Annotated in this window: 32 protein-coding genes; 10 read left to right on the forward strand and 22 right to left on the reverse strand. The window is 32.7% G+C overall.

Translation table 11 applies throughout. From position 1 onward, the window contains the following. Nucleotides 1-11: 11 nt before the first annotated feature. The 7 genes from CM54_RS06775 to CM54_RS06805 all read right to left on the reverse strand — a co-directional run bounded on the left by CM54_RS06775 (nt 12) and on the right by CM54_RS06805 (nt 4,829). Nucleotides 12-362 (reverse strand): SarA family transcriptional regulator, encoded by a 351-nt coding sequence (locus CM54_RS06775; RefSeq protein ID WP_002432752.1) that lies wholly within the window; start codon nt 360-362, stop codon nt 12-14. Between the two features lie 400 nt (nt 363-762). After that, nucleotides 763-1,788, reverse strand: a complete 1,026-nt coding sequence (gene moaA / locus CM54_RS06780) for a GTP 3',8-cyclase MoaA (RefSeq protein WP_037549999.1) — start codon at nt 1,786-1,788, stop codon at nt 763-765. Nucleotides 1,789-1,800: 12 nt separating this feature from the next. Beyond that, nucleotides 1,801-2,406, reverse strand: coding sequence for a molybdenum cofactor guanylyltransferase MobA (gene mobA / locus CM54_RS06785; protein WP_037550001.1), 606 nt, complete (start codon nt 2,404-2,406; stop codon nt 1,801-1,803). 5 nt (nt 2,407-2,411) lie between these two features. Next, entirely contained in the window at nt 2,412-2,645 is a 234-nt protein-coding gene (gene moaD / locus CM54_RS06790) for a molybdopterin converting factor subunit 1 (RefSeq protein WP_002432537.1), read from the reverse strand. Further along, the gene (locus CM54_RS06795; protein ID WP_037550003.1) at nt 2,642-3,094 is read right to left on the reverse strand and encodes a molybdenum cofactor biosynthesis protein MoaE; all 453 of its coding nucleotides are present in this window, start codon (nt 3,092-3,094) and stop codon (nt 2,642-2,644) included. The genes moaD and CM54_RS06795 overlap by 4 nt, the downstream gene beginning before the upstream one ends. Further along, entirely contained in the window at nt 3,094-3,573 is a 480-nt protein-coding gene (gene mobB, locus CM54_RS06800) for a molybdopterin-guanine dinucleotide biosynthesis protein B (protein WP_037550004.1), read from the reverse strand. The genes CM54_RS06795 and mobB overlap by 1 nt, the downstream gene beginning before the upstream one ends. Next, nucleotides 3,570-4,829 (reverse strand): molybdopterin molybdotransferase MoeA, encoded by a 1,260-nt coding sequence (locus CM54_RS06805; protein ID WP_037550006.1) that lies wholly within the window; start codon nt 4,827-4,829, stop codon nt 3,570-3,572. Before CM54_RS06805 ends, mobB begins: the two co-directional genes overlap by 4 nt. 61 nt (nt 4,830-4,890) lie before the next feature. Between CM54_RS06805 and moaC the strand changes: the two genes are divergently transcribed. Next, the gene (moaC, locus tag CM54_RS06810; protein ID WP_037550009.1) at nt 4,891-5,379 is read left to right on the forward strand and encodes a cyclic pyranopterin monophosphate synthase MoaC; all 489 of its coding nucleotides are present in this window, start codon (nt 4,891-4,893) and stop codon (nt 5,377-5,379) included. A gap of 93 nt (nt 5,380-5,472) precedes the next feature. On the opposite strand, the gene CM54_RS06815 is transcribed toward moaC, so the two are convergent. The 5 genes from CM54_RS06815 to modA all read right to left on the reverse strand — a co-directional run bounded on the left by CM54_RS06815 (nt 5,473) and on the right by modA (nt 9,218). After that, nucleotides 5,473-5,991 carry a MogA/MoaB family molybdenum cofactor biosynthesis protein gene (locus CM54_RS06815; protein ID WP_037550012.1) on the reverse strand — a complete coding sequence of 173 codons (519 nt, stop codon included), beginning with the start codon at nt 5,989-5,991 and terminating at the stop codon, nt 5,473-5,475. A gap of 17 nt (nt 5,992-6,008) precedes the next feature. Further along, nucleotides 6,009-7,013, reverse strand: coding sequence for a ThiF family adenylyltransferase (locus CM54_RS06820; protein WP_037550015.1), 1,005 nt, complete (start codon nt 7,011-7,013; stop codon nt 6,009-6,011). Nucleotides 7,014-7,126: 113 nt separating this feature from the next. Then, nucleotides 7,127-7,738, reverse strand: coding sequence for an ATP-binding cassette domain-containing protein (locus tag CM54_RS06825; protein ID WP_037550017.1), 612 nt, complete (start codon nt 7,736-7,738; stop codon nt 7,127-7,129). Next, nucleotides 7,739-8,410, reverse strand: coding sequence for a molybdate ABC transporter permease subunit (gene modB, locus CM54_RS06830; RefSeq protein WP_002469706.1), 672 nt, complete (start codon nt 8,408-8,410; stop codon nt 7,739-7,741). 13 nt (nt 8,411-8,423) lie between these two features. After that, complete coding sequence (gene modA / locus CM54_RS06835; protein WP_037550021.1) at nt 8,424-9,218, reverse strand: molybdate ABC transporter substrate-binding protein; 795 nt, start codon at nt 9,216-9,218, stop codon at nt 8,424-8,426. Nucleotides 9,219-9,435: 217 nt separating this feature from the next. Here modA and fdhD point away from each other — a divergent pair, with 217 nt between their 5' ends. Further along, nucleotides 9,436-10,224, forward strand: coding sequence for a formate dehydrogenase accessory sulfurtransferase FdhD (fdhD, locus tag CM54_RS06840; RefSeq protein WP_037550024.1), 789 nt, complete (start codon nt 9,436-9,438; stop codon nt 10,222-10,224). Nucleotides 10,225-10,269: 45 nt separating this feature from the next. Here the strand turns inward: fdhD and CM54_RS06845 are convergent, their stop codons facing one another. The 6 genes from CM54_RS06845 to yut form a co-directional block, all read right to left on the reverse strand. Beyond that, the gene (locus CM54_RS06845; RefSeq protein ID WP_037550026.1) at nt 10,270-11,025 is read right to left on the reverse strand and encodes a GNAT family N-acetyltransferase; all 756 of its coding nucleotides are present in this window, start codon (nt 11,023-11,025) and stop codon (nt 10,270-10,272) included. A gap of 36 nt (nt 11,026-11,061) precedes the next feature. Next, nucleotides 11,062-11,610: a biotin transporter BioY gene (locus CM54_RS06850; protein WP_002432276.1), complete on the reverse strand. Its 549-nt coding sequence runs from the start codon at nt 11,608-11,610 to the stop codon at nt 11,062-11,064. Between the two features lie 94 nt (nt 11,611-11,704). Then, nucleotides 11,705-12,643: a nucleoside hydrolase gene (locus tag CM54_RS06855; RefSeq protein ID WP_193750976.1), complete on the reverse strand. Its 939-nt coding sequence runs from the start codon at nt 12,641-12,643 to the stop codon at nt 11,705-11,707. 125 nt (nt 12,644-12,768) lie between these two features. Then, a complete protein-coding gene (locus CM54_RS06860) occupies nt 12,769-13,689 on the reverse strand; it encodes an ABC transporter substrate-binding protein (RefSeq protein ID WP_037550030.1) in 921 nt (306 codons plus the stop codon). A gap of 152 nt (nt 13,690-13,841) precedes the next feature. After that, nucleotides 13,842-14,987, reverse strand: a complete 1,146-nt coding sequence (locus CM54_RS06865) for an acyl-CoA dehydrogenase family protein (RefSeq protein WP_037550033.1) — start codon at nt 14,985-14,987, stop codon at nt 13,842-13,844. A 247-nt stretch (nt 14,988-15,234) separates the two neighbouring features. After that, nucleotides 15,235-16,134 (reverse strand): urea transporter, encoded by a 900-nt coding sequence (yut, locus tag CM54_RS06870; RefSeq protein ID WP_037550036.1) that lies wholly within the window; start codon nt 16,132-16,134, stop codon nt 15,235-15,237. Between the two features lie 256 nt (nt 16,135-16,390). Here yut and CM54_RS06875 point away from each other — a divergent pair, with 256 nt between their 5' ends. From CM54_RS06875 to CM54_RS06905, 7 genes are read left to right on the forward strand one after another with little or no spacing between them, the layout of a single operon-like run. Next, nucleotides 16,391-16,693: an urease subunit gamma gene (locus CM54_RS06875; protein ID WP_002469713.1), complete on the forward strand. Its 303-nt coding sequence runs from the start codon at nt 16,391-16,393 to the stop codon at nt 16,691-16,693. Between the two features lie 13 nt (nt 16,694-16,706). Beyond that, nucleotides 16,707-17,114, forward strand: coding sequence for an urease subunit beta (locus CM54_RS06880; protein ID WP_037550039.1), 408 nt, complete (start codon nt 16,707-16,709; stop codon nt 17,112-17,114). Next, the gene (ureC, locus tag CM54_RS06885) at nt 17,114-18,829 is read left to right on the forward strand and encodes an urease subunit alpha (RefSeq protein ID WP_023351288.1); all 1,716 of its coding nucleotides are present in this window, start codon (nt 17,114-17,116) and stop codon (nt 18,827-18,829) included. Before CM54_RS06880 ends, ureC begins: the two co-directional genes overlap by 1 nt. Nucleotides 18,830-18,840: 11 nt before the next feature. Next, nucleotides 18,841-19,293, forward strand: a complete 453-nt coding sequence (gene ureE, locus CM54_RS06890) for an urease accessory protein UreE (protein WP_037550042.1) — start codon at nt 18,841-18,843, stop codon at nt 19,291-19,293. Continuing rightward, nucleotides 19,286-19,975 (forward strand): urease accessory protein UreF, encoded by a 690-nt coding sequence (locus tag CM54_RS06895; RefSeq protein ID WP_037550045.1) that lies wholly within the window; start codon nt 19,286-19,288, stop codon nt 19,973-19,975. The genes ureE and CM54_RS06895 overlap by 8 nt, the downstream gene beginning before the upstream one ends. Before the next feature lie 12 nt (nt 19,976-19,987). Beyond that, entirely contained in the window at nt 19,988-20,602 is a 615-nt protein-coding gene (ureG, locus tag CM54_RS06900) for an urease accessory protein UreG (RefSeq protein ID WP_002453820.1), read from the forward strand. Next, complete coding sequence (locus CM54_RS06905) at nt 20,602-21,438, forward strand: urease accessory protein UreD (RefSeq protein WP_037550050.1); 837 nt, start codon at nt 20,602-20,604, stop codon at nt 21,436-21,438. Before ureG ends, CM54_RS06905 begins: the two co-directional genes overlap by 1 nt. Nucleotides 21,439-21,548: 110 nt before the next feature. Here the strand turns inward: CM54_RS06905 and CM54_RS06910 are convergent, their stop codons facing one another. The 4 genes from CM54_RS06910 to CM54_RS06925 form a co-directional block, all read right to left on the reverse strand. After that, the gene (locus CM54_RS06910; protein ID WP_002432301.1) at nt 21,549-21,890 is read right to left on the reverse strand and encodes a SarA family transcriptional regulator; all 342 of its coding nucleotides are present in this window, start codon (nt 21,888-21,890) and stop codon (nt 21,549-21,551) included. 387 nt (nt 21,891-22,277) lie between these two features. Continuing rightward, nucleotides 22,278-22,601 (reverse strand): PH domain-containing protein, encoded by a 324-nt coding sequence (locus tag CM54_RS06915; protein ID WP_002432947.1) that lies wholly within the window; start codon nt 22,599-22,601, stop codon nt 22,278-22,280. Between the two features lie 36 nt (nt 22,602-22,637). After that, nucleotides 22,638-23,366: a transcriptional regulator, SarA/Rot family gene (locus tag CM54_RS06920; RefSeq protein ID WP_037550054.1), complete on the reverse strand. Its 729-nt coding sequence runs from the start codon at nt 23,364-23,366 to the stop codon at nt 22,638-22,640. A 35-nt stretch (nt 23,367-23,401) separates the two neighbouring features. Beyond that, on the reverse strand, nt 23,402-25,372 hold the full coding sequence (locus CM54_RS06925) for a helix-turn-helix transcriptional regulator (protein ID WP_037550057.1): 1,971 nt from the start codon (nt 25,370-25,372) through the stop codon (nt 23,402-23,404). A gap of 601 nt (nt 25,373-25,973) precedes the next feature. Here CM54_RS06925 and CM54_RS06930 point away from each other — a divergent pair. After that, a complete protein-coding gene (locus tag CM54_RS06930) occupies nt 25,974-26,684 on the forward strand; it encodes a CHAP domain-containing protein (RefSeq protein WP_037550062.1) in 711 nt (236 codons plus the stop codon). Nucleotides 26,685-26,746 lie beyond the last annotated feature (62 nt).

Here is a 26,746-nt window from a genome sequence, read left to right on the forward strand (position 1 = left end):
CGCTTAATCTATTAATTAGCAATACTAATTGTTTCAATTTCACCAGTCATTTTATCTAATAATTTCTTTTGTTTAGCATCAAAGAAATAGAATACTTGTCTTTCATCTGTTTCAGAACGTAATTTAGAAATTAACTCTTTTTTGTAAATCTTTCTTATAATTACATCAATTTTACTTGTATCCCATAACATTTCAAAATGTAATGTATCACGGAGTTCTTTACCACTAATCTTAGTATCTGCATAAACTTTGTATAAAACCACAAATTCTTCAATCGAAATGCGATAAGTCGTCTTTAACCAATGTTTAAGTTGACTTAATTCTCTTTCAGATGCGATAAAACGTTGTACTTTGTTACTCATAATAAAATGCCTCCTAATGTTGATTCTTAGATGTTATGTTTGCATTATAAAATTCAATTGCTTAACTTTATTATATAACAAAGTTTGCATTTAATCTATTACAAATATTAAAATAGCGTCTAAATCTTGTTAAGAATTTAAACATTTTAAACAATCAGTTATATATTGAAAGGCATATAAAATATCTAAATAGATTTTGCTATAGCTATGTTACATAATTAAACGCTTTAAAATATAAACATTTAAAATTAAAACAACACACAATAGTTAATTTGAAGCTATAAAGCGAAAATCGCCAGACTCTAAAAAGTTTGGCGACATAAAATGAGGAGTTAATAAGGAATTCCAATCTTTTTTGACTAGATACAGTTTTCTATGAAATACTCTGTTGGTCTGGCTACTATCCTCCGATATAATTCATATTTATTTTTTTACGTTTGCGATTAGCAACAGTTTGTTCTGTTCGTTCATCAGAATATCGGTCATCTCGAATATGCCACAGCGCTTTGAATTGTTCTTTTAATTCTTCATCTGTTGCTCCAGATCTCATGAATGATTTAACGTTAAATCCATCCACAGTAGCAAATAAACATCCGTAAAATTTACCATCTGATGAGAGTCGTGCTCGAGTACATGTAGAACAGAATGATTGAGACACACTAGTTATCAAACCAAACTTCGCTCCGTTATCATTATGCCTATAATATTTAGCAACTTCTCCAAAATATTTAGGTTCTAGTGGCTCAATATTAAAATGTTCTTCAATCATATTTAGCATTTCATCTTTGGTAACAACTTTACTAAAATCCCAGCCATTGTCATTACCAACATCCATAAATTCTATAAATCGAATTTCAATCTGCTTATCTTTAAAATAGTCTATCATTGGTATGATTTGGTCATCATTCACACCTTTTTGTATGACGACATTCACTTTAACGTGAAATCCGATTGAAACTGCATAGTCTATTTGTTCTAAAATAGTAGAAGCTTTAATATTACGGTTATTAATTGCTTGGAAAACCTCATCGTCAATCGCATCTAAACTTACATTGATGCGACGGAGTCCTGCATTATAGAGATTTTGGCCATGTTTCTTTAAAAGCAAGCCATTTGTCGTTAAGCCAATATCCTCAATACCCTCAATCTCATTGAGCTGTTCAATCAATTGATATAAATTACGACGTAATAAAGGTTCGCCTCCAGTAATTCTAATCTTTTTGACACCTAATTCAGCATAAATACGTGATATACGAGTCATTTCTTCAAAAGTTAGTAGCTCTTCTTTAGGTAAAAAGACAAAATCATCTCCAAATATCTCTTTAGGCATACAATAATCACACCTAAAGTTACATCTATCTGTGACAGATAACCTTAAATCACGTATAGGGCGGCCTAATTTATCTTTAATTTGCTCTACTACCATATTTGGGCCTCCTTAATTTCTTATCTTCGTTTTTAGAGAGTCCAAGTCTTGCTGATAGTTAATATTATCGTACCAATAATGAGGAGAATGAATTTCAGAAACGTCTAACCAGTCAGTGGATAATTGATTGTACACATGTCGCAAACTATAGTCATCTGATTGCAAAGCTGCCTCTATCGTTTTCAATGCATGCGGACTATAAAAGGCAATCGTGGGTATTTTTGTTTCTGCGTCTTTAAAAGCCGCAATATCTAAGTGATCCTCAATGAGATGAGAAATCATAAACTGATATAATCCACTTATAGCTTTACTTGTAATCATAGGTGTATCAACTGAAACTACAAAAAATAATTCCTCATTAGAATATTGTTTCATTACTGAATAAATTCCTGCTAATGGGCCCTTATTTCTACTATTATTATCGTCAATAACAACGTTTTGATGTTCAAATAAAGGCGCTAATTGTTCATTGGTGCTAATAATAACCTCGTTAAACATATTTGTTGAAGTCAAAGTGTTTATGATTTTTTTATAAAATGGTTGCCCTTCTATTTCTGCAAATGCTTTAGGTTTACCAAAGCGTTCAGAATGACCACCTGCTAATATCATTGCTTTCACTAAACTTAACCTCCACTAACTGGTGGAATAAGTGCTACAGTATCTTGAGGTTGTACAATATCATCTTTTCTGACAAACTCCTCATTCACTGCGACTTGAAATTTTTTACTTTCAATTTCCGGATGTTGTTCAAACAGATATGCTTCAAATTCTTGAACTGTCATCGTTTTTTGAGTATCTATCTCTTCAGATGATTGATTCAAAATTTCTTTCAATTCTGCGAAGTAAAGTACTTTCATAATGTTCTCCCCCTCTTCGCTTCTTGATGGGTACCCTTTTGGTGGCCTTGCCACTCTTCACCATCTTCCCAAATTTCTTTTTTCCATATAGGAACAATTTCTTTTATGCGTTCAATTGCATACTCATTTGCTTGATAAGCATCTTTTCTATGTGGTGAAGATACCGCTATAAGCACTGCGATATCAGAAATTTGTAACGGTCCGATACGATGCACAATTGTAGTTATCGTGCCGGGCCAACGTTGCTTAATTTCATCGCCAATTTGGGCTAGTTTCTTCTCTGCCATAGGAGTATAAGCTTCATATTCTAGATATTCTGTTCGAACTCCCTTTGTCCATTCTCTAACATGACCAGTAAAAACCACAACTGCACCTTGATGTTCATTAAGTGTGTAATCTCTGTATAGCTCAGTTTGAATCGGTTCAGTCACGATTTCAAATTGCTTCATTAATTTTTCAATCCTTCTATCTTAATCAATTCTAACAATGCAATCTCAAATTTTTCATAAACATTTGATTCGTTCAAATTGATAGTGAAACATACATTGGTTAGCTTAGATAACATTTCTAAGTCGCTATCATCTCTATATACAACAACTTTTTTGAACGGTTCTTCTTTAAAACCTTCTACCAAGATGATATTACAATCAATTGTAACAAATTCTTTAATAATATCAGTAAGATTCTGTTTACTTATACGTGTTACTGTTTGTTGAAATGTTTCACCTTGTACAATGCTTTGATCAGCGCCTGCATTAAAATGTTTCATATGATCAACATCATCATTTTGCAGTGTAATATCATTACCCAAATGGCCATGATGTTTAATTGTCGCTACAGTAAATCCCTTTTCTTTTAGAAATGAAACCGCATGTGCCATTAAAGTTGTCTTTCCTGAATTTTTATATCCTACAATTTGTATAATCACAACAACAATTCCTCTTCAAACGCATTGGATTCTGTAAGTATTACATCCACCGTGTGCCCTGCTTTGAATCCTCGTGTTCCACTAGGTAACATAATCATCGCATTGGCATGTGCAATCGCTACAACAGCACCTGATTTATTAAAACCTGAAGGGACAACTGTAGTACCTGAAGGTGTTAAAGTCGCTTTAGCTCTGATAAAACGAGTAAAAGGATTAGGCTTAGTAAAATCTTCCATAAGTGTCGCTTTGATTATTTGAGGATAACACTCACTTGCGCCTATCAATTTATTAACAGCTGGTTTAACGTATAATTCAAAACCAGTAAAACAAGCTGAAGGATTCCCAGATAAACCAAATAAATATTGTCCATTACTAAATGCGACTGTTGTAACACTTCCTGGTCTTTGAGCAACCTTATTAAATAAGACATTTGCATCTATCGCTTTATATATTTCTGGTAGATAATCGAAATCACCTACTGACACACCACCTGTAGTAATGACGATATCATGTTGAGATAAAGCATCTTTAACTACTTGAATGCTACTTTCCAAATTATCCTGTTGTAATTGATATGTGCCTACTTCTAAACCAATTTTTTTAGCTAACGCTTTAATCATAGGTCCGTTTGAATTTCTAATCTTACCAGGTTCTAATTCATCTTCTACATCTAACAACTCACTACCTGTCGCTATAATTGCTACACTTGGTTTAATCGTTACAGGAACTTGTGTATAGCCATACGTTGCTAATACTGCAATCGCACCAGGATTAATATGTTGTCCTTTTTTAAGTACGATATCTCCAGTTGTCGTTTCTTCGCCTTTTAGTGATATATTTTCAAGATGATCAAACGGCTTACGTATAGTAAAAGTTGATTCAGATTCAATAGTTTGTTCAAACATCACAACTGCATCAGCACCCTCTGGTATTCGCGCACCAGTCATAATACGAACCGCTTGATTTTTCCCTAAAGTCTTAGTTGAGACTGAACCCGCTCCTATATGATCGATAACCTCAAATTCAATGCGATGTTCACCGCTAGCATCTTTAGAATCTTCACTACGTATGGCGAACCCATCATATGGTGACTTATTAAAACGTGGAATATCATACGTTGCAACAATATCTTCTGCAAGAACATGCCCCAAACTTTCATCTAAATCCACTTTCGTAGTACGAATCGACACATTTTGTTTCATTATGCGAGAAATCGCTTCTTTTACTGGAATAGGATTTCTTTTTTCAACTGGCATATTTTCATCTCCAAAAATAAATTATTTTCATGATATACTAAATCCTGCTAGGAGGAATAGTATGAATAACTTTACACATATAAACGAACAAGGGAACGCTAAGATGGTTGATGTTTCTGACAAAGAAGTAACTAAACGTCAAGCACGTGCCCATTCAAGTATTACTGTAAATGAAACGATTTATAGGCAAATTATCGATAATACTAATAAAAAAGGTAATGTACTCAATACTGCACAAATAGCAGGAATTATGGCTGCTAAAAACACATCTACAATTATACCTATGTGCCATCCTTTACCTCTAACAGGTATAGATGTCAATTTTGAATGGGATACATCTCAATCATCTCACTATATATTGAATATCACTGCAATTGTTTCAACAACTGGTAAAACGGGCGTTGAAATGGAAGCACTCACTGCCGCATCAGCAACAGCTTTAACTGTTTATGATATGACTAAAGCAGTCGATAAAGGGATGGTCATTGGTCAAACCTATTTAGAATCTAAGTCTGGTGGTAAGTCTGGTGACTATCAAAGAAAAGTATGAGAAATACATTCATGTCTTGATTGTTGATTGAAATAAGGGATGGTAATGTAAATCAATGTAGTTTACCTGCTATCCCTAAATCTTTATTCACTATTATTTCGTTAATTCATGAACAAGGTGATTTAATTCAGGTTTAATTAGTTTTTCAATTGCAAGTTTGACTGCCCCAGTTGATCCAGGTAAAGCAAAGATTAATTTATCTTTTGCTGTGCCTCCAATAGCGCGTGATAATAATGCGCGTGTACCCACATCCTCTGTGTAACTTAAATAACGAAATAATTCTCCAAATCCTTCTATTTCTTTAGTTAATAGTGGTCTTACCGCTTCAATCGTAACATCTCTTTGAGAAATACCAGTACCACCTGTTGTAATAATGACATCTATATTTTCATTGTCTTCTAACCATTGTTTTATCTGTAATGTAATTGCATTTTTATCATCTTTAACAATCTTATAATGGTGTTCTTCTATACTTACATTAATCTCTTTTAGAAGTGATTGAACTAATTGCCCGCCTTTATCACTATCGAAATCCCTTGTGTCAGAAACAGTTAGTATTGCTACATTAATATTTCTTTCTAATTGAACATGTTCATGTTGATGATTGTTCATGATAATTCCCTCCTTTATTATCCAAACAATTGATTAATTAATTGTATCGCTTGTTGAGGTTGAGTCATATTATGAATAAGGAACCTGCCCCCATTGAATGCAACAATACGATGACCCCTAAATTTGAAAATAGTCATATAATGATTCGTGCGATAATGTATATGATGCTGTTCTAGAAAGGTAGTAAGTATTTCCTGAGAAATATTTTTATTCTTATACTGTACTGTATCTCGCCCACAAAGTGTGGCATAATTTTGGCGTTCCTGATTTAAATATGGAAAATGAGGGCGACTACCGCATGTCGGGCATTGATCTTGATGCATTTTACTAAACCCAATCCTATAATGATCACCTTCCCATATATCTCCATAAGTCAACTGAGGTTTAATGTCATGACCTGTTAGCAACTTTAATGCGTCTTTTAATTGAAGACTTGTAGTCATAGTCACCGCAGGTTGAATCACGCCTACAGTATCACATGTTAAATTTACTGAAGGCAATTGAGGCATAAGACAATTAAAACAAGGTGTTTGTTCTGGGATAAATGTAGCCTCGGCGTAAGTACTTTGAACTACTCCACCATATATCCAAGGGATATGATGCTTATAAGCGAAATCATTGATTAATTGTCTTGTATCGAAATTATCAGTCGCATCAAGTATTAAATCTACTTCTTTACCATGTTGTTCTAAAAAAGGATAATCCACATGTTCTATCCATGTCTCAATAACGACATCATTACGTATTTGAATTAGCCTGTGCTTTGCAGCTATCACTTTAGGTAATGCTTCATGTGCATCATTTTCTGTGTAAAGTGTTTGTCTTTGCAAGTTACTATATTCAATATAATCTCTATCAACTATAGTTAATTTACCAATGCCTGCTCTAACTAACCCTTCTGCCAAGTGCGTACCCAATGCGCCCATTCCAATAATAAGGCCATGTTGATTTTCAATCTTTCTTTGTCCTTCTTGCCCAATATGTTTAAATAACATTTGCCTAGAATAACGTTCTTGATTCATATTGGATATCCTCTCATCAATATTTGTTTCTATTATAATGTCTATTTTTATAAGTAACAAAATTTATACACACAAACACCTCTCCCATTATAGAAAGAGGTGCTAATGATCATTTATTCATTGCCAATATTTACAATTTCGTGTGCCATCTTCTTAGCTTCATAATTTGAATGTGTAACAAAAATAATAGGTATCTTCCACTCATCAAATATCTTTTGCACTAGTGCAATACTCTCATCCTTCGTCACATCATCTAAACTTGAGAAAGGCTCATCAAGTAATATCAAATCAGGCTTCGTACTTAATGAACGTGCTAATGCAACACGTTGCGCTTCTCCACCAGATAAAGTCATTGGATATTGAGTAACTAAGTGAGAAATGTTTAGTGTCTGAATTAAATTATTTATATGCTCAGATGGTTCAGTCATAAAAGTGATATTTTTATACACGTTCATATTTGGAAAAAGCTGATAATCTTGAAATAGATATCCAACATTACGTTGTTGAATTTTGACATTAATTTTATTTTCCGTATCAGTCAAGATACGATTATTCACTTTAATTAGTGCTCGGTCAGCTTTCTTTAAACCAGCTATGATATTTAGTACAGTAGTTTTACCTATTCCCGACGGACCTCGAATGGCATATATTTTAGGGATTTCATCATTAATGTCGACACGGATATTGATATCTTTTAATAAGTATTCTAATTGAATCTTCAACATCTAATCGACCTCCCTATATTTATCATGATTGATTAAATTAATCGTAGTAATAACGACTACAGAAAAGGCGACTAGAACGAGTACCCATAGCCAAGCTTCATTTTCCTTACCTTGTTCAACTAAGAAATAAATTTCAAGCGGCAACGTATTTGTCTTATTAGGAATATATCCAGCCACCATTAACGTCGCACCGAACTCACCAATCGCGCGAGCAAAGCTCATCATAATGCCTGCTAATATAGAACGTTTGGATAAAGGTAATATCAATTTGAAAAATATTTTAGTTTCGCTTGCACCCATTGTACGCGCAGTATTTAGCATTTTCTTATCTATCATTCTAAATCCACCAATTGTATGTTGATACATTAGAGGAAAACTAACAATGACAGATGCAAGTACTGCACCTGTCAAAGTAAAAACTACTGGTAAGTGTAGAATATTGGTGAAGAACTGACCTATAGGTCCTCTTGTTGAAAAAACTATTAATAATATAAAACCAAGTACTGTAGGTGGAAGTACTATTGGTAATATTATAAAACTTTCAAGGATTTTTACCCAATGCCCTTTTTTATTATATAACCATTTGGAAACAAATATTCCTAAAATTGTTACAATAATTGTACTTGTAATCGCGACACGTAATGATATCCAAAATGATGTTAAATCAGGCATAGTTTAATACTCCTTAAGCCGAGAATTGGTATTCTTTAAGAATTTTTTTAGCTTTATCAGATTTTAAGAATTTCATCCATTCTTTAGCTAGTTTCTTCTCAGAAGTTGCACCAGCTTTATAAGTGATTGGTTTACTTAATTTAACTTGTTCAATCTCTTTTACTTTATCGGTCTTTTTCTTTTGATTGTATAAGTCAGTTTTATATACAAAACCTTCTTGTGCATTACCTTTTTCAACATAATTCAATACTTGTTTAACGTCTTTGGCATTAATGATTTTATCTTTTACTGAATTATATAAATTATTATCTTCTAAATATTGTTTAGCGTACTTACCTGCTGGTACAGTTTTCACTTCACCTAAAGCAAGTTTATCACCATCTTTTAAATCTTTAACTGATTTATAATTCTTATCCTTGTCACCAATTAATACAAGTTTATTTTTAGCATAATTATATGTATCATGCGCTTTCTTCTTGTCTTTTAATTGATCCACATCTTTAGTGTTTGCAGACATAAATACATCTACAGGAGCACCTGTTTCAATTTGTTGTCTTAACGCACCAGAACCACCGTAATTAAATTTAATATCAGCGTTATTGTGATCCTTTTTAAATTCTTTCGCAAGTGCTTTACTAACATCAGTTAAACTCGCTGCAGCAGAGATTTGTAATTCTTGCTTTTTACTATTATCAGACGAGCTTTCATCTTTTTTATCACTATCTTTACTACTATTGCTAGAGTTCGAACATCCTGCTAACACTAGACACAGAACTAACATAGCAACTAAAAAATGTTTTATTTTCATAAACTAATCCCTCCACTCTATTTACATTATACTCTGAAGGAGAACCTTGAAAAGTCCTTTTTTTGAAAAATAATTACAATTAATAGAACATTTGAATGAGCATTTTCTTTTATAGTTCTTACATTAATTATTAAAAAGTTTACATAAACAAAAGCATTTAAATTTTTAATATTTAGCATTATGATTGTATTATGACTAAAATGGGGAGCAAAACAAGATGAATAATGATGTTTCGAGTAATCAATCAATTATAAGATATGAAAACGGGCAATTATTTGCAACCGAAGACTTTTATGTTACAGAATTCCCTTTAACTATCATGGTCAACGGCGAAGAATTTGCTACTATTATTTGTAGCCCAACCAATATGGAAGAACTTGTACTAGGATTTCTCGCTTCAGAGGGAGCCATTCTAAAGAGAGACGAATTAAAATCAATTCAAATTGATGATAGTAAAGGGTTTGCTCATGTAGAATTAACTAAATCATTGGGAGATCGTTTTGAATATTCTACGAAACGTATGATTGCCTCATGTTGTGGGAAAAGTCGTGAGTTTTACTTTCATAATGATGCCGCCATTGCTAAAACTTCGATGTCTAAAATCGAATTACATCCTCAACAGATTTTAAGGATGATGACTCAACTTCAAAGTGCTAGTGTGATCTTCAAACAAACCGGCGGCTTACACAACGCAGCAATTAGTGATGGTAATACCTTTTTTGAACATAGACAAGATATTGGACGTCATAATGCACTTGATAAGTTATATGGTTATTGTATACAAAGACATATTTCGGTAAGAGATAAGGTATTAATATTTAGCGGTCGTATTTCTTCTGAAATATTAATTAAAGCAGCAAAAATTGGCGTAGGTGTGATACTTTCTAAATCAGCCCCAACAACATTAGCTGTGCAATTAGCGAAAGACTTAAACATTACAGCAATTGGATTTATTAGAGATGGTAACTTTAATATTTATAGCCATCCAGAACGTATAAAAGGCTAGTGAAATATAGGAAATTTGTTTTTCCTAAATTCACTAGCCTTTTTATTAGATGTTTTCTTTTAAAATTTGATACCTAAAACCCAAATATGTATAACCTTGCTTTATGTACATATCCTTAGCTGTATCTTCACCATCTGCGACAAGAATTACTGGCTTGGTTTTAGCTAATTTACCGACGTGCGATTGAATTGATGAACCAATAGCGTTATGTCTGTATTGCTCCATCACACCTAATCCATCTATTTCCACCGTATGTGATGTAATAATTAAATCAACAATTCCAACAGGCTTTTTCCCTAAGTACGCAATTAACCTATTTTTTCCATCTGACAAGAAGCATTCCTTGATTTGCTTTGCACTTTCTTTGGCATACTGTTCTCCAAAAGGTAGAGCAAAGTAGTTATGAATATATACATAATCATCAATGTTTTGCTTTGTCACTTGCTGAATTATCACTTGATTATTTTGAGGCAATTGCCTTAGTTCATTAGCCTCTATTGCATACAATTCCAAAATACCTAGTTCAAAACCTTGTTGTCTAATAATATCTAACCATTGTTTACTAAGAACTTCATTTTCAGGAAAATAAAACGACAAATGATTTGAACCTTGTTTAAGATGATATTCCTGTTGTTCTTTCAAATCTTCTGTCCATTGACTTATTGTGGGCATTTTTTTATAGATCCATGTATTACTATCAAATTTAAGTGGATGTCCCGGCGTTAAATAAATGATTTTACGGTTGTCTTCTGAATATTTCACACCATCGACATAGATATCATTTAACGTGATGTGAGTCATAGATTTCTACCTCGCAAAGTTTGATATATATTAATGTTATTGTATCAAACTTTTAAAACGAGTGTGATTTAAGATGGTCGCACCAATCAAGCTAGATATAATAGCTTTAATAATATCTCCAGGCATAAATGTAAATGATAGTAAAAATGCCTTAGAAATCGGTATATGTATAATGAATCCCATAATGATAGTACCGATGATATCTAATGCTAGAACCCCGATAATTAATGTAGTGACGAAGAGTATAAGGAAATTAATTTTCCCATAATAACGGTCTCTAATTAATCCAATAAAGTAAGCTATAAATGGATATAAAAATAGGAATCCTGCTGATGGGCCAACAAATACACCTATTCCTCCACGTCCTCCGGATAAAACTGGTAAACCTGTGGCAGCTAATAATAAAAAGACAATCACACTCAATGCGCCCATTTTACGCCCTAATATGATCCCAGCTAAAAAGATACCAATGTTCTGTAACACAATTGGTACCGGCATAAACGGTAAAGGCACACCAGGTACTAATCCTAAAATGCAAATAATGGCAGTCATCAAAGCTGTAAAAACTAAATTCTTTGTACTCACTTGTTCATCCTCCTTACATGAGAATGATTATAACACCAATGTAAACTTTAATAAATAAAAAGTTTACATATCCTGAAATTATTAATTCTACTTATTAAGCTTTTTTCGCTAAATAAGAAATATAATCGAAAAACGCATTATGTTCAACATAATTAACTACATTCACTTTACGCCCGTTATCATCTTTGTATGTCTTTCCTTGACTCGGCCCATGACTTATTACATTAACATTCATTTTTACTGATTTTACTAGTTTAGGCATACCAACATATGCAGTTGTTAGAACATCCCATAAAAAGTATGTAGAATTTGTAACGAAATGCGTTAATGGTGGTACTGCAGCATAACTTACTCCTAAAAAATCAATCCCTACAAATTCTCTCTCGTCCGCCCATTTTTGGCGCACATCTAATGTCAAAGGCACTTGATTTGTACTTTCCAAAGCTACCATATCAATCTTAAGATTACTATCGAACACCGTTTTAACCGCTTCAGGGTCCCAGAACGCATTCCATTCTGCAGTGCCATCGTGTTCTGGTTCTTCAACATTGCCTTTATCTAGAAAAGTTCCACCCATCCATACTAATTTTTCTACATTTGATAGGAATGATTGATCATGACGCATCGCTTTAGCTAAGTCGGTAAGTGGACCAGTAAAGAGTAATGTCACCTTTTCAGTACTTGCGTTTACTTTTTGGATTATATCTTCATAAGCTTCATAGTTACTTTCATTAGCTCGTTTAGGCGTTTGGCTTTCATTTAAAATTGGTAATGCATCCATAAAGAAGGCGTGCATTCTCCATTCTTTAGGAAATGGATTTTTACCTCTTTCGTAAGATGGTGCAACTTGTATCGATTGATTAGAAAATCGATTAATAATTTTTACTGATGCACTCAATGAAGGTTCAAGATAACAGTCGGCTCCAATTGTACTCACACCAATTAATTCAACATCTTCCATTTGCAGTAATAAAAATAAAGAAATTAAATCATCAACTCCACCATCATGGTTAAAATAAACTTTAGTCATAATTATCTCTCCTCCATTCTTAATTATTATTTTATCAAAATTCTCATAGTGTATTAAAAACAGGTTGCCACTATTGTAGCAACCTGCTATATAACCAATTGATATTCGTTAATTCCCGTTTTTGAATATTATTTTGCATCCATTAATTTTTTCTTCAAGTCTTTACGCATAAAGTCTAACGTATAAGGATCATTATACCAATAAGTTTCAGCTTTTACCTTAACAATGTGGCCTTTTTTAACTGCAGGTAAATTTTTCCAGATATTTGTTTTTTCATAACCTGGAGTAGATTTACCGGCACTTGTTGACACGATATAATCCCCTGCAACTTTCTCAATTTGCTCTTGATTTACTTCTGCCCAACCTGCTTTTTTAGTTAAATCATTTTGACCTTTAGACATCTTTAATCCGAATGCTTGATATAATACTTCGCCACCACGGCCCCAGTTATCACCGTATGTATATAATTTTTTATCAAATTCATCGAAGATTGAAACTGTAGCATCTTTACCTATCTTGTTCTTGATTTCTTTACCGTCTTTAGCTGTTTTTTCTTTCCACTGTTTTTCCCATTTTTTAACTTCGTCTTCTTTACCAAGTAATTTACCTAATTCCTCTTGTTGCTCTAGGTATTTATGCTTTTGGTAATTGAAAGGTACAGTAGCTGCAATTTTTTTATATTTTTTAATATTTTTATTTTGATCTAAAACGATGATTAAATCTGGTTTTTGCTTGGCAACTTTTTCAACATCGTCGTCTCCCACTTTAGTAACACCTTTAAATTTATCTTTTAAAATATGACTTTGATCAACTTGATTACTTACTGCAACGATATTTCCACCTAATTTTTTAATTCCACCTGCGTATGAAGGTGCAACAACTGCAATACGTTTTGGATCTTTAGGTATTTTAATTGTTTTACCATCATCTGTTTTATATGACTTAGTTTCTGCCTTTTTATCTGAGTCCTTCGAACTGTTTCCTGAGTTGTTTCCGCATGCTGCTAATACTAGGACTAAGACTATTAAAGGTAATAATAATTTTCTCATAGTTCCCTCCTAAGTGATAACGATTATCAATTTCGATATTAATTATACGAAAATCATTGTAGTTTTACAATAGTTTATTAAATTCGTATTTTTAAAAATTAAAAAAACAACATGTTATCCGAGAACGATAACATGTTGTATTAAGACACCCCTTACATCTTACCTGTAATACTTTTAGCAATATTCGTATAAGCCATGTCTTCCATAGGAGGATTATGCAATCCAGCCCTCATATCTCTATAATAACGTTGCAACGGTCGATCCATCTCTAAACTTTTAGCTCCAACGATTCTCATTGCTAAATCTATGACTTCCATCCCTTGATTCATCACCATTACCTTACTAGCTGAAGTTACATTCCAAATTTGCGCATCTTCTTCATATATTTGGTAACCTTGTGCAGTACTCCATAAGAAATGGCGCGCCGACAATAATAAACTTTCCATTTTACCTAAATTCTGTTGAACGGTCGGCAAATCTGCTATTGTTCCTTCGATGCTATTGGGGCTATAATTTTCCGCAAAATGAACTGCATAATCTCGAGCAGCTTGCGCAATACCCAAATAACAACTTGGTATATGAAGAATCCACCCATTCGGTTGAGGTTTACGACTAGCTTCAACAAAATACTCGTATGGTATATGAACATCATTAAGAACTAAGTCATGACTTTCAGTGGCACGCATTCCTACCATATTCCAATTATCAGCAACTTCAACGCCATCAAATTCTCGAGGTACTAAGAAGAATCCAACTGTATCGAGCTCTTCTACATAAGCTCCAACAATGTAATGCGTTAATGCTTTACTCATTGAGGTAAATGTTTTAACTCCATTTAGCACATAACCATTGTCTTCTTTAACAGCATGTGTACCTGGCCGCCCACCTCTAGTAGGACTACCGGTTTCTGCTTCGCTAACAGCACGATTAACTAGCGCTCCATTTACAATCTCATTCGCAAGTGTATTGAGCATACTTTGCTCCCACATATTTTGTTCATATATTTGACCAACCACACTGAGATGCCATCCAATTGATAAAGCCGTTGCGCCATCTATTGCACCTAAATAACTTTGTAAGATGACCATATCTTCTATTGTTGCACCTTCTCCACCGTACTCTTTAGGTAAAGTCAATTTAGTATATCCCTCATCGACTAACCATTTTATATTTTCAAATGGAAATTGACCTTGAATATCATTTTCCGCAGCTCGTTGTTTAAATATATCTTCCACTTGTTTAAACTTTGCGATCCATCTTTTTTGAATTTCTGTGCGTACTAGAAACGACTGTACCACTTCTCTCACCTCAAATACATTCCCTTTTAATTAATCCTAGTTTAACACTCGACTTTTATATTTGAAAGTCTCCTTTTTGAAAATGTTTCTCACGATTAAAATATATTTCCGAACTCTCTAAAAAAGCCTTGAATGATTTCCAAATTGTATCATCCAAGGCTTCATCTTCTACATCACGTAATTAATATTTAACACTTAACTTAGCGAACAACTTTCCTAAATCGAACTACATTTTCAGCAAAATAATTTAAGTGCGATGTTTCTCTCCTGCAAACAGCATCAACCACGTTGCTAAAATAAACGGCATGGTTAATGCAGGCAAACCAAAAGGTTCAAGCAACGTATTTAATCCAAGATGTATAAATACTGTTAACAATACACCACAACCTGTAACCAAATAGCTATTCATCGTTGTTTTAAAAGTAACACCTAGTGCAATTGCCGTTAAAACTAAATTATAGCCGAATAAACCTTCATTGATGTCTGTATAATTACCACCTAATAATCCAACGATGACGAAACCCACAAGATTAGCAATAACTGCGTAAATGCCAGCCTTCCTAGAACCTATAAATATACCAACTAGGATAAATAAACCACCTATAAAATTTGGTACAAGAAATACTTGGCTAAACCCTTCTATAAGAGATTTAAAAAATTGGATATGTTCATTCCCAAGATCAAATGACGCTTTTTTAATATGACCAGGAATGATATCTAGTTCAGTAGTTAAATGTTTAACTTGTCCAGGTATTAATACAGTAATCCAAGTCATAATGACAAAAGGTGAAGTTAGCATAGATACACCATATGGTTTCAGAAATTCTCTAATTGCTGAACCCATAGGTAGTGTTAATATTGTTGCAATTAACGTAATTAATACACCACTCCAATTATTGTCTATGAATAATATTAATGCTATAGCAGTTAGTACCGGACTAAATCCTGCTAACCCATTGTCAATTTCTTCTTGTGAGTAGTTCATATACGGTGCAAGTAAGTAAGCAATACTACTAGCAAGAAGTGCACTTAAACCCACTTTCCAATTCGCAACAAATAAACCAATCAATACTAATAAACCAGTCCATTTACTATTAATCAATAATACCTGAGCGATATTTTTCAATATTACTTCAATTGTTTTCAATTCTTTCACCTTAATTCTTAAAAATTTTAAGTATATTCTAGTGCTAAAATAAAATATCTTAAATATTAATAATCCTTTTTCTAATAGAATATTTTTAAATATTAGATAAAAATTATATTCGATGTTATTTGTACACTAATTGTAAAACATCTTTATTAAAATAACAAAATTATCTTACCGCATTACTTGTTTATTCAATTAAATCGTTCTAAGATTAATTTTGCAAGGCAAATTTTTTTGAAAGAAGGGATTATTTTTGCATTTCACACAACGAGAGCAAGATAAGTTAATGATAGTTGTGGCTGCAGAAGTTGCTCGTCGCCGTAAAGCACGAGGCCTTAAACTCAATCATCCTGAAGCACTTGCTTTGATTAGTGATGAACTACTTGAAGGAGCAAGAGATGGTAAAACTGTTGCTGAACTAATGAGCTATGGCAAAACGATTTTAAATGAAGACGATGTCATGGACGGTGTTGCAAGTATGATAAAAGAAATTGAAATCGAAGCAACATTTCCAGATGGAACTAAATTAATTACTGTCCATCATCCGATAGTTTAAGGAGGACTATATAATGATTCCTGGTGAAATAAAAGTTAAAAGTACAGAAATAGAAATCAATAAACATCATCCTGAAACTGTTATTGAAGTAAAGAACACAGGTGACAGACCTATCCAAGTTGGTTCTCATTTTCATTTCTTTGAAGCTAATAAAGCTTTAGCATTTGATCGCGAAAAAGCTTATGGAAAGCATTTAGATATCCCTGCTGGAGCTGCTGTTAGATTTGAACCTGGTGACGAAAAGGAAGTTCAACTTGTTGAATATGCTGGTCATCGTAAAATCTTTGGTTTCCGCGGTTTGGTCAATGGTGATATAGACGAAGAACGCGTCTATCGTCCAACTGGTGAAAATGACGAAAATGCTGGCATTTTCGGTGATGAAGGCGAACAAAATGCGAATAAAAAAGGTGGTAAGCAATAATGAGTTTTAAAATGACACAATCTCAGTATACAAGCTTATACGGTCCTACCGTTGGTGATTCAGTGAGATTAGGAGACACAAACCTTTTCGCACAAGTTGAAAAAGACTATGCTAATTTCGGTGATGAAGCTACTTTCGGTGGTGGTAAATCAATTCGCGATGGGATGGCACAAAATCCGAATGTAACCCGAGATGATAGAAACGTAGCAGATCTTGTATTAACGAATGCCCTAATTATCGATTATGACAAAGTTGTCAAAGCAGATATTGGCGTTAAAAATGGCTACATTTTCAAAATTGGTAAAGCAGGCAATCCTGATATTATGGATAATGTAGATATTATTATTGGTTCAAACACTGACATTATCGCTGCAGAAGGTAAAATCGTTACAGCCGGAGGTATAGATACACACGTACACTTTATCAATCCGGAACAAGCTGAAGTAGCCCTTGAGAGCGGTATTACTACACATATTGGTGGTGGTACTGGTGCATCTGAAGGTACTAAAGCAACTACTGTGACTCCAGGCCCATGGCATATACATCGTATGTTAGAAGCCGCAGAAGAACTCCCTATTAATGTAGGATTTACTGGTAAAGGTCAGGCCGTAAATCATACAGCGCTGATTGAACAAATTCATGCTGGTGTAATCGGTCTTAAAGTACACGAAGACTGGGGTGCTACGCCTTCAGCATTAAGTCATGCATTAGATGTCGCAGACGAATTTGATATCCAAATCGCACTTCATGCGGATACGTTAAACGAAGCTGGCTTTATGGAAGATACGATGGCAGCTGTTAAAAATAGAGTGTTACACATGTACCATACTGAAGGTGCTGGTGGCGGACATGCTCCAGACTTAATTAAATCCGCTGCTTATCCAAATATTTTACCGTCCTCTACGAATCCTACCCTACCTTATACACATAATACTGTAGATGAACACTTAGATATGGTAATGATTACCCATCATTTAAATGCTTCTATACCTGAAGATATTGCTTTCGCAGATTCAAGAATTCGTAAAGAAACGATTGCGGCCGAAGACGTACTTCAAGATATGGGCGTATTCAGTATGATTAGTTCTGACTCACAAGCAATGGGACGTGTGGGTGAAGTGATTATTCGTACTTGGCAAGTTGCCCACCGCATGAAAGAGCAACGCGGATTACTAGAAGGTGACTCTGAATATAACGACAATAATCGTATTAAAAGATATATTGCTAAATATACAATTAACCCTGCTATCACTCATGGTATTTCAGATTACGTTGGTTCAATTGAACCGGGTAAATTTGCCGACCTTGTCGTATGGGACCCAGCATTCTTCGGTGTTAAACCTGAACTCATCGTTAAGGGTGGTCTAATTAATTCAGCTGTGAACGGTGATGCCAATGGTTCTATACCAACCTCAGAACCACAAAAATATCGTAAAATGTATGGTCAATACGGTGGTAACATCACTCATACAGCAATGACTTTTGTATCAAACACTGCTTACGAAAATGGTATATCCCGTCAATTAAATTTACAACGTGTGGTTCGTCCTGTTAAAAATATACGTCAGTTATCTAAAGCAGATATGAAAAATAATAATGCTACACCTAAATTAGATGTAGATCCACAAACCTATGAAGTATTTGTAGATGGTGAAAAAATCACTAGTGAAGCTGCTACTGAACTACCATTAACTCAAAGATACTTCTTATTCTAGGAGGCATACAAATGATTATCGAAGAAATTCAAGGCAACATTGCGAATTTATCTCCTGAAGAGAAACAAAAACACATTGAAAAAGTTTACTTAGAGAACTCTGATTTAGTAAAAAGAATTCAACGTGTCAAAACTGATCACGGTAATGAAATAGGTATCAGATTAAAACAACCGATTGATTTACAATACGGCGATATCTTATACCAAGATGAAACAAATATGATTGTGGTCGACGTAAACTCTGAAGATTTATTAGTAATTAAACCTAGAAATCTTAAAGAGATGGGAGATATTGCACATCAACTCGGAAATCGTCACCTTCCAGCACAATTTACAGATACTGAAATGTTAGTTCAATATGACTATTTAGTTGAAGATTTACTTAAGCAATTAGGTATTCCTTTTAGTCATGAAGATAGAAAGGTAAATCAAGCATTTAGACATATAGGACATTCTCATGATTGATCATCAACATCTAAGACTTTTTCAGTTCTGTGATTCTCAACTTCCGACTGGTGCATTTAGTCACTCATTTGGTCTTGAAACTTATATTCAACGACAGACGGTACATGATGCTGAATCATTTACACAGTGGCTTACACTCTTTTTAAATGAACAGTTGACTTATTCAGATGGTTTGGCAATGCGAATTGTATACGATGCTTTAGAAAATAATAATCAGACAAAAATTTTGGACATCGATAAAAAAATATTTGTTCAAAGTGTGCCTAAAGAAACTCGAGTTGGTACGAAACAAATGGGCACGAGAATGGTTAAATTGGCAATGGAACTTTATGATGCACCGTGGATCCAGTGGTATCATGAACAAATGAATCTAAAAAAAGCAAAGCTACATCCTGCGATATGCTTTACTATTTTAGGTCATCATTTAGGAATGAACATTGACACAATCATAGATTATTATTTATACCAAAACGTATCTAGTTTAACTCAGAACGCTGTTAGAGCTATCCCTCTTGGTCAAACTGCCGGACAAAAAGTCGTAACGAACATGATTCCATATATCGAAAAAACACGTCAACACATATTAGAGCTAGCAGAATCTGATTTTGGTATGACTGCTCCAGGATTAGAACTAAACCAAATGGAACATGAAAACGTGAATGTGAGAATATTTATATCATAGGAGGCATATTTTATGGCTGAACCAATTAGAATTGGAATTGGAGGACCTGTAGGTGCAGGTAAAACTCAATTAATAGAAAAAGTTGTTAAACGTCTATCTCAAGAAATGAGTATCGGTGTCATAACTAACGATATTTACACTAAAGAAGATGAAAAAATATTAGTCAATAGCGGTGTGCTACCTGAAGATAGAATTATCGGTGTAGAAACAGGTGGTTGCCCGCATACTGCAATCCGTGAAGATGCTTCTATGAACTTTGCTGCTATTGATGAATTATTAGAACGCAATGATGACATTGAACTCATTTTCATTGAATCTGGTGGCGATAATTTAGCAGCTACTTTTAGTCCTGAACTTGTAGACTTTTCAATTTATATTATTGATGTGGCTCAAGGTGAGAAAATTCCTCGCAAAGGCGGACAAGGAATGATTAAATCTGATTTCTTCATTATAAATAAAACAGATTTAGCTCCTTATGTTGGTGCTTCGTTAGAACAAATGGCAGAAGATACGAAAGTCTTTCGTCGTAACCGCCCTTTCGCTTTCACTAATTTGAAAACGGATGAAGGTCTAGATGAAGTGATTGAATGGATTGAGCGAGATACACTACTTAAAGGATTAGCTTAATGGCACAATCTAAATGGACAGGAGAACTCGACTTAACAGTCTTTAATAACGGGCATCGTTCCGTTGCTCGAAATATCTTTTTTGAGAAAGCACTGAAAGTCCTTCGTCCTGTGTATCTTAATCAATCTACAATTCCAACATTTTATATTGTTAACGTCGGTGGTGGCTATTTAGATGGAGATCGGTATCGTCTAAACATAAATCTTGAAGAAAACGCCCAAGTTACCTTGACATCCCAAGGCGCCACAAAAATATACAAGACACTAAATGATCGCGTAGAACAATATCAATCTTTTAATTTGGCGAATCACTCTTATATGGAATTTGTAGCCGATCCAATTATCGCTTATGAAAATGCAAAATTCTATCAACATAATACGTTTCGTTTAGAAGCTGAAAGTTCTATGTTTTACACAGATATTCTAACGCCTGGCTATTCTTCAGACGATCATGATTTCACTTATCAATATATGCACTTAATTAATGAAATATACGTAGAAGACGAGTTAGTCACATATGATAATATGCTATTAAACCCTGAGAAAAATCAACTTAGTTCAATAGGCTATATGGAAGACTATACACATTTAGGCTCAGCTTATTTTATTCATCCAGAAGTAAATCAGAATCTTATTGATGATATTTATAAACAAGTATCGCATTATGAAAATGAATTGAATTGTAGATTAGGCATTACACAGTTACCCACACACGGACTTGCAATACGTATTTTAGCGAATCGTACACAAACTATCGAAAAAATATTAACGAAAGTTCAATCATATATCGCTCAAGTACTTTATCAGCGCGAAATAGAATTTTTAAGAAAATATTAACTATTATTCACATTAAAAGACTAGGCATACTATTCCGATAGTAGACCTAGTCTTTTTTTAGAAATCTTCATCCTTAAAACACACATGAAACTTCAGTTCTCTAGTATTTTTTAAATATATTGTTCTAATTCAACAATTAATTTTTTAATTTTCTCTCGTTGCTCCGCTGTTACAAATACAATAACTGTTCTTTCATCATGCACGCTTCGTTTTTTTGATAATAAATTCAAGTCTTTTAATTTTTGTAATGCTTTAGTTAAATAATAAGGTTTAAATTCTGAACATGTAGCAATTTCTTTAGAAGAGATTTCGTTAGATTCACTTTTTAAAATGTGATTAAGAATATAAATTTCTTCATAATTTAAATTATATTGCTTTTTAGTATCTCTGAAAAACTTTTTTACTTGAAATGTAGCATTGACCAAATCATTGATATCTTTGATTTTTCCCATATTAAAACCACTCCTCTGATGCACATCTTGTTGTAGCAAGGTTCACATGTATTTTATCTAACCGAAAATTTCTCCGCCCATGTTACAAAATACATTTTAAACAAATAGGTATAAAAATTCAATATTTTTATTACTACAAAATGCATTTATAGATTTATTTCTTAACCTATACATTTATATAAGTGAATTTGATGTAATTAAAAATTATAATCCAATTTATATAACACTAATTGCATCATAGTAATTTTAAAATTTTATATAATTCCTATCAGTTTAATTAGCTTTATCGCATAGTCGACAAGAGTGGTTTTTATTGTTTACTATTCTTTACTGTTCATAAGCATACCAATATTTTGGAGTATTAATGAATAACTGAGCATATACTAGTTATTGAATTTTCTGTTTAACATAATCTACAAATGCTTGAACATCTTCAGTTTTAATTTGTTTCATAGGCACTTTACCGATATTAAATTCAAACATAATATCTTTGCCATCAAATTCCACTTGATTTACTTCATCATATCTAATATTTCTATAATAGAATTGACCATTCATATCTACATTCATAATCAAACGTTCATTAGTAGCAATGAATGCCCCTTCAAATTCACTTTGCCCCTGTACATTGTATTCAATGATACCTAAAACAGAAGGTCCTTTCTTTTCTGTTGGGAACAAATCGTCCGGATTTACATTATCTAAAATCATTATCTATTCTCCTTACTTTATCAAATCAATTTTGTTTTATAGTCGTTCTATTCCCGTTTCCAAGCTATTGTAACATTCACTAATGGTTGATTTAATGTAGTCCACTTTTTCTTCATTAACACTTAAAACAATATTTCTCTCATCTTCAGTACTTCTACTTTTATTAATATATCCTTTGGCATACAATTTTTTGATAATAGGGCTGACTGTAACAACCCCTTTTAATAAATGAGCTTTAATATTTTTATAAGTGGATGGTTCATTACTAATAATCAGTAGCCCTAATATATATAATTCTTCTAAAGATAACTGGTCTTGAAACGGCACTTTTTCAATGCTTTCAAATTGGTCATGACAATTTAAATAATAAGGAAGTGCAGTATGTTGATTAATGTAAGCGATGGATTTAGATTTTAATTCTAAAAATGATTTAAAATCCTCAAACATAAGGGCTATTTTTTCATGTTGCACTGCTGATAGACAAATAATTAATCGTCGTTGATCAAGCGGATCACGTTTTTTAGTGAGCCAATTAAAATCATATAGTTGATTTATTAATTTAAGAAGATGGTTTTTTGAATAATTTCTATAAAAGATAATAGCATTCAAACTTAATCCTTCTTTATGTTTCTCAGTAAAATGGTATATGAATTGTAATAATTTTAATTGTTCCACCGTTAAATTATAGGAAACTCTCAAATATTCTATCGAAATGTGATCTAATACAAAGTGAGCTAGAAAACTTTTAATCTTCTGTTGATGCATATGATGACAATCCTCTCTTAGCAACCAACCACGCTCTACAATGAAATAAGAAATTTAATATGGGCAATACTATCTTTAGGAATTTCTATCGAAGATGTTGAAATTTCTTTGAAATTTAATTTTGCTAACCAATGGTGTTGATGATAAAGCATTAGATTGTCCAGACTATTGTTCTCACTTATCGCATACCTTTGAATATCGAAATACTCTACCTCTGCATGGTTGAGTTGTTTAATATCTGAAAAAATTAATCGATATTGATTCACATTCATCTTTGATTTGATATTTAAAAAATATGTAATTACTTGATACTCGTGTTTATATCGAGTCATTACTATCTGGTTATTTCTATAAACTATTTCGCCTCTCAGTTGGTTTAACATACTGATTACATAAGATACTAACTGGAATGCATTCGGCTCTTGTTGAGCTATATTAACTACCACATATTTTTCTAAATAAGGTAACGATAAACCACTCACTTTATCATATTGATTCATTAATAATCTTATATAATCAATTGTTTGTATATTTAGTAGTTTTTCCTTATTTTTTATTAATTGGTCTACTTCAATAATTATTTTAGACTGGTGAATATCGAGGTCCTCTAATAAGTTAATCGGTATCATTATTTTATCCACATAATTTACTATTCGCGCTAAACCTAACTCTTCATATTGGCCAGGTTTTACTCGATAAATCAATTGATAATCATCAAAATACTTATTAATAGATTGTTGTAACTGGTGGATTAAACTACACTTAACTTCTTCTATTAAAAACCCTAATTGAAAATGATTAAATTGACGCAAAAATATAAATAATACTTCCAATGCTTGATGAAATGACATTTTCTCTGTTGAGTTAAATACATCTGGCCTTGAAGTTGATACTTTAAATATAGGATGCATATTTAAATCAGATATAAATTGAAGAAGTTGTAACAACTCTTTTATAAACGACTCTCTATCTTTAAATATATCTTTATAATTTAAATCTACTATATAATGTACATTTCCTTTATTGATATTTAGTGCTCTTTTCATGTTTAGAAATGAACATTGGTCAAAATAATTATTGTTAATATGTTCAATATAAAAGTCCGGTGATTGATATATATTGTTACTTTCTGCCACTTTAATTGTATGCTCTTCTATTTCAAGTGAAGTTTCTTCTCTGAATTCACTTAGAGACTTTAGAATATGTCGATTTAAATCAATTTCTTCAGATTTATTTTGGAAGATAGACGTTGCTATATAATCTCTTCTAATTAATTTAGGTGTGTTACCATAAGTATCTTTAAATAATTGTATAAATCGAGAATAATGGTGGAAGCCATGATCAATTGCTATCTCTTCTATAGGTCGACGTGTAGTTAAAATATCATTTAGACAAAACTTTAAACGTAGATGGTTAAGGTATTGGTTAAATGTTTGAAAGGGCGTTTCTTTAAACATACTTGTAAGTGTTTGATTAGATAACTGAACTGCATTAGCTAAGTCTTGCTTATTTATTTTATTTTCATGGTGATTAACTAAATATTCATGAACTTCTTCTGAAATGTACATTTTTTGATTAAATGGGTGGTCAGTATTCTCAAAATGACTTAGTTCAACAATTAAATACAGAATTAATTTATTGGCCTCTGTTTTGTAAGCTTTTTTTAGAGTATGTAATTCCAATAACTTTATTATCCAAAATTTAACTCTTTCTTGCTCATTTTTATTTATTTTTAGACCATTAGATAACATTGAGTTATTCGCAATTCTAAGATATGAATCATAAGGTATATCAATAACACAGCAAATTGAATCATTTTCACTTTTATATGAGTATGTATCATTTAAAAGTACGAATGCAATTTCATCTTTAATTAATTCATACTTGTTCAAATTAATAGTTAACTCACTCTTACCTTGTAAACAATAGAATACTCTTACATTTAATGCTTTAGTTGTTTTAATAGCTAATTGATTAAAAACACGTATCGAATAATTCTCTCTCATATGTCTGCCTCACGATGTAGTATTGTGTTTTTGTTTATTAAAATTCTCCCCGATTGTTAAAACTAAATTTAACTAGACAACATCTATATTTCATTCTTAATTATACAATCTTTAAATTTTTAGCTGTAGCAAATTAGATTAATATTATATCAATTTTCTTTTTAATTTAAATAGCTTTACCTAATATTTTTCGATTAATATCCTTAATAAATCTTTCAATATCCACACAAACGATTTATTGAACAGGCAAACATCATCTAGTTTATTCAATATATAATTCAATAAATATTTAAATACATTTGCTTTAAAGAATTTTCTGTAAATTTACAGTGTTGTAACAACAAAATATGTTTTTTAATTCAAACAAAAATAAAATGCCGTCATAATCGTTTTCCAACAGATTCGACTAAAATGTTGGATTATAACAAACCGTGTAACAATATTAGCAAAAAATTACAAAACGTTAACAAGCCACACAAGCATACTTTTTTCTGATAAAGTATTGCTTGTCGTTAAAAAAGAACGAAAGAAATTAGTAACTCATTGGTCACATGACTATTAAATAAAAAAGATAATTTAATTCTCAGGAGGATATTTAACAATGAAAAAAATCGCTACAGCTACAATCGCAACTGCGGGAATCGCTACTTTCGCTTTTGCACACAACGATGCTCACGCAGCAGAACAAAATAATGGTGGTTATAATCCAAATGATCCAACTTCATATAGTTACTCATACACTATCGATCAACAAGGAGATTACCACTATACTTGGAAAGGTAACTGGAGCCCAGATCGTTTAAATTCTCATAACAATTATAGTTACGGTAACTACTCAAATAATAATTACAATAGCAGTAATTATAGTAATTCTAATAACCAAACTGGTGGCTTAGGTGCTAACTATTCTTCAACAAGTCGTAACGTACATGTAACAACAACTTCTGCTCCATCTTCAAATGGTGTGTCATTATCAAACGCATCTTCAGCAGGTGGTAACTTATATACTTCAGGTCAATGTACATACTATGTATATGATAAAGTTGGTGGAAAAATCGGCTCTACTTGGGGTAACGCTAATAACTGGGCAAACGCTGCCGCTTCAGCAGGATATACAGTAAATAACTCACCTTCACAAGGTGCGATTTTACAAACTTCACAAGGTGCATTTGGTCACGTTGCCTATGTTGAGAGTGTCAACAGCAATGGTTCAATTACTGTTTCAGAAATGAACTATGGCCACGGTGTAGGTGTTGTAACATCACGTACCATCTCAGCTAGTCAAGCTGCTTCTTATAATTATATTCACTAATAATGCAATTATATTTAATAACGTCAAGCATTCATTCCATTTTAGGTATGAATGCTTTTTTT

This window comes from Staphylococcus sp. TE8 (genome assembly GCF_000692055.1).
In the GTDB taxonomy this organism is placed as follows: domain Bacteria; phylum Bacillota; class Bacilli; order Staphylococcales; family Staphylococcaceae; genus Staphylococcus; species Staphylococcus capitis.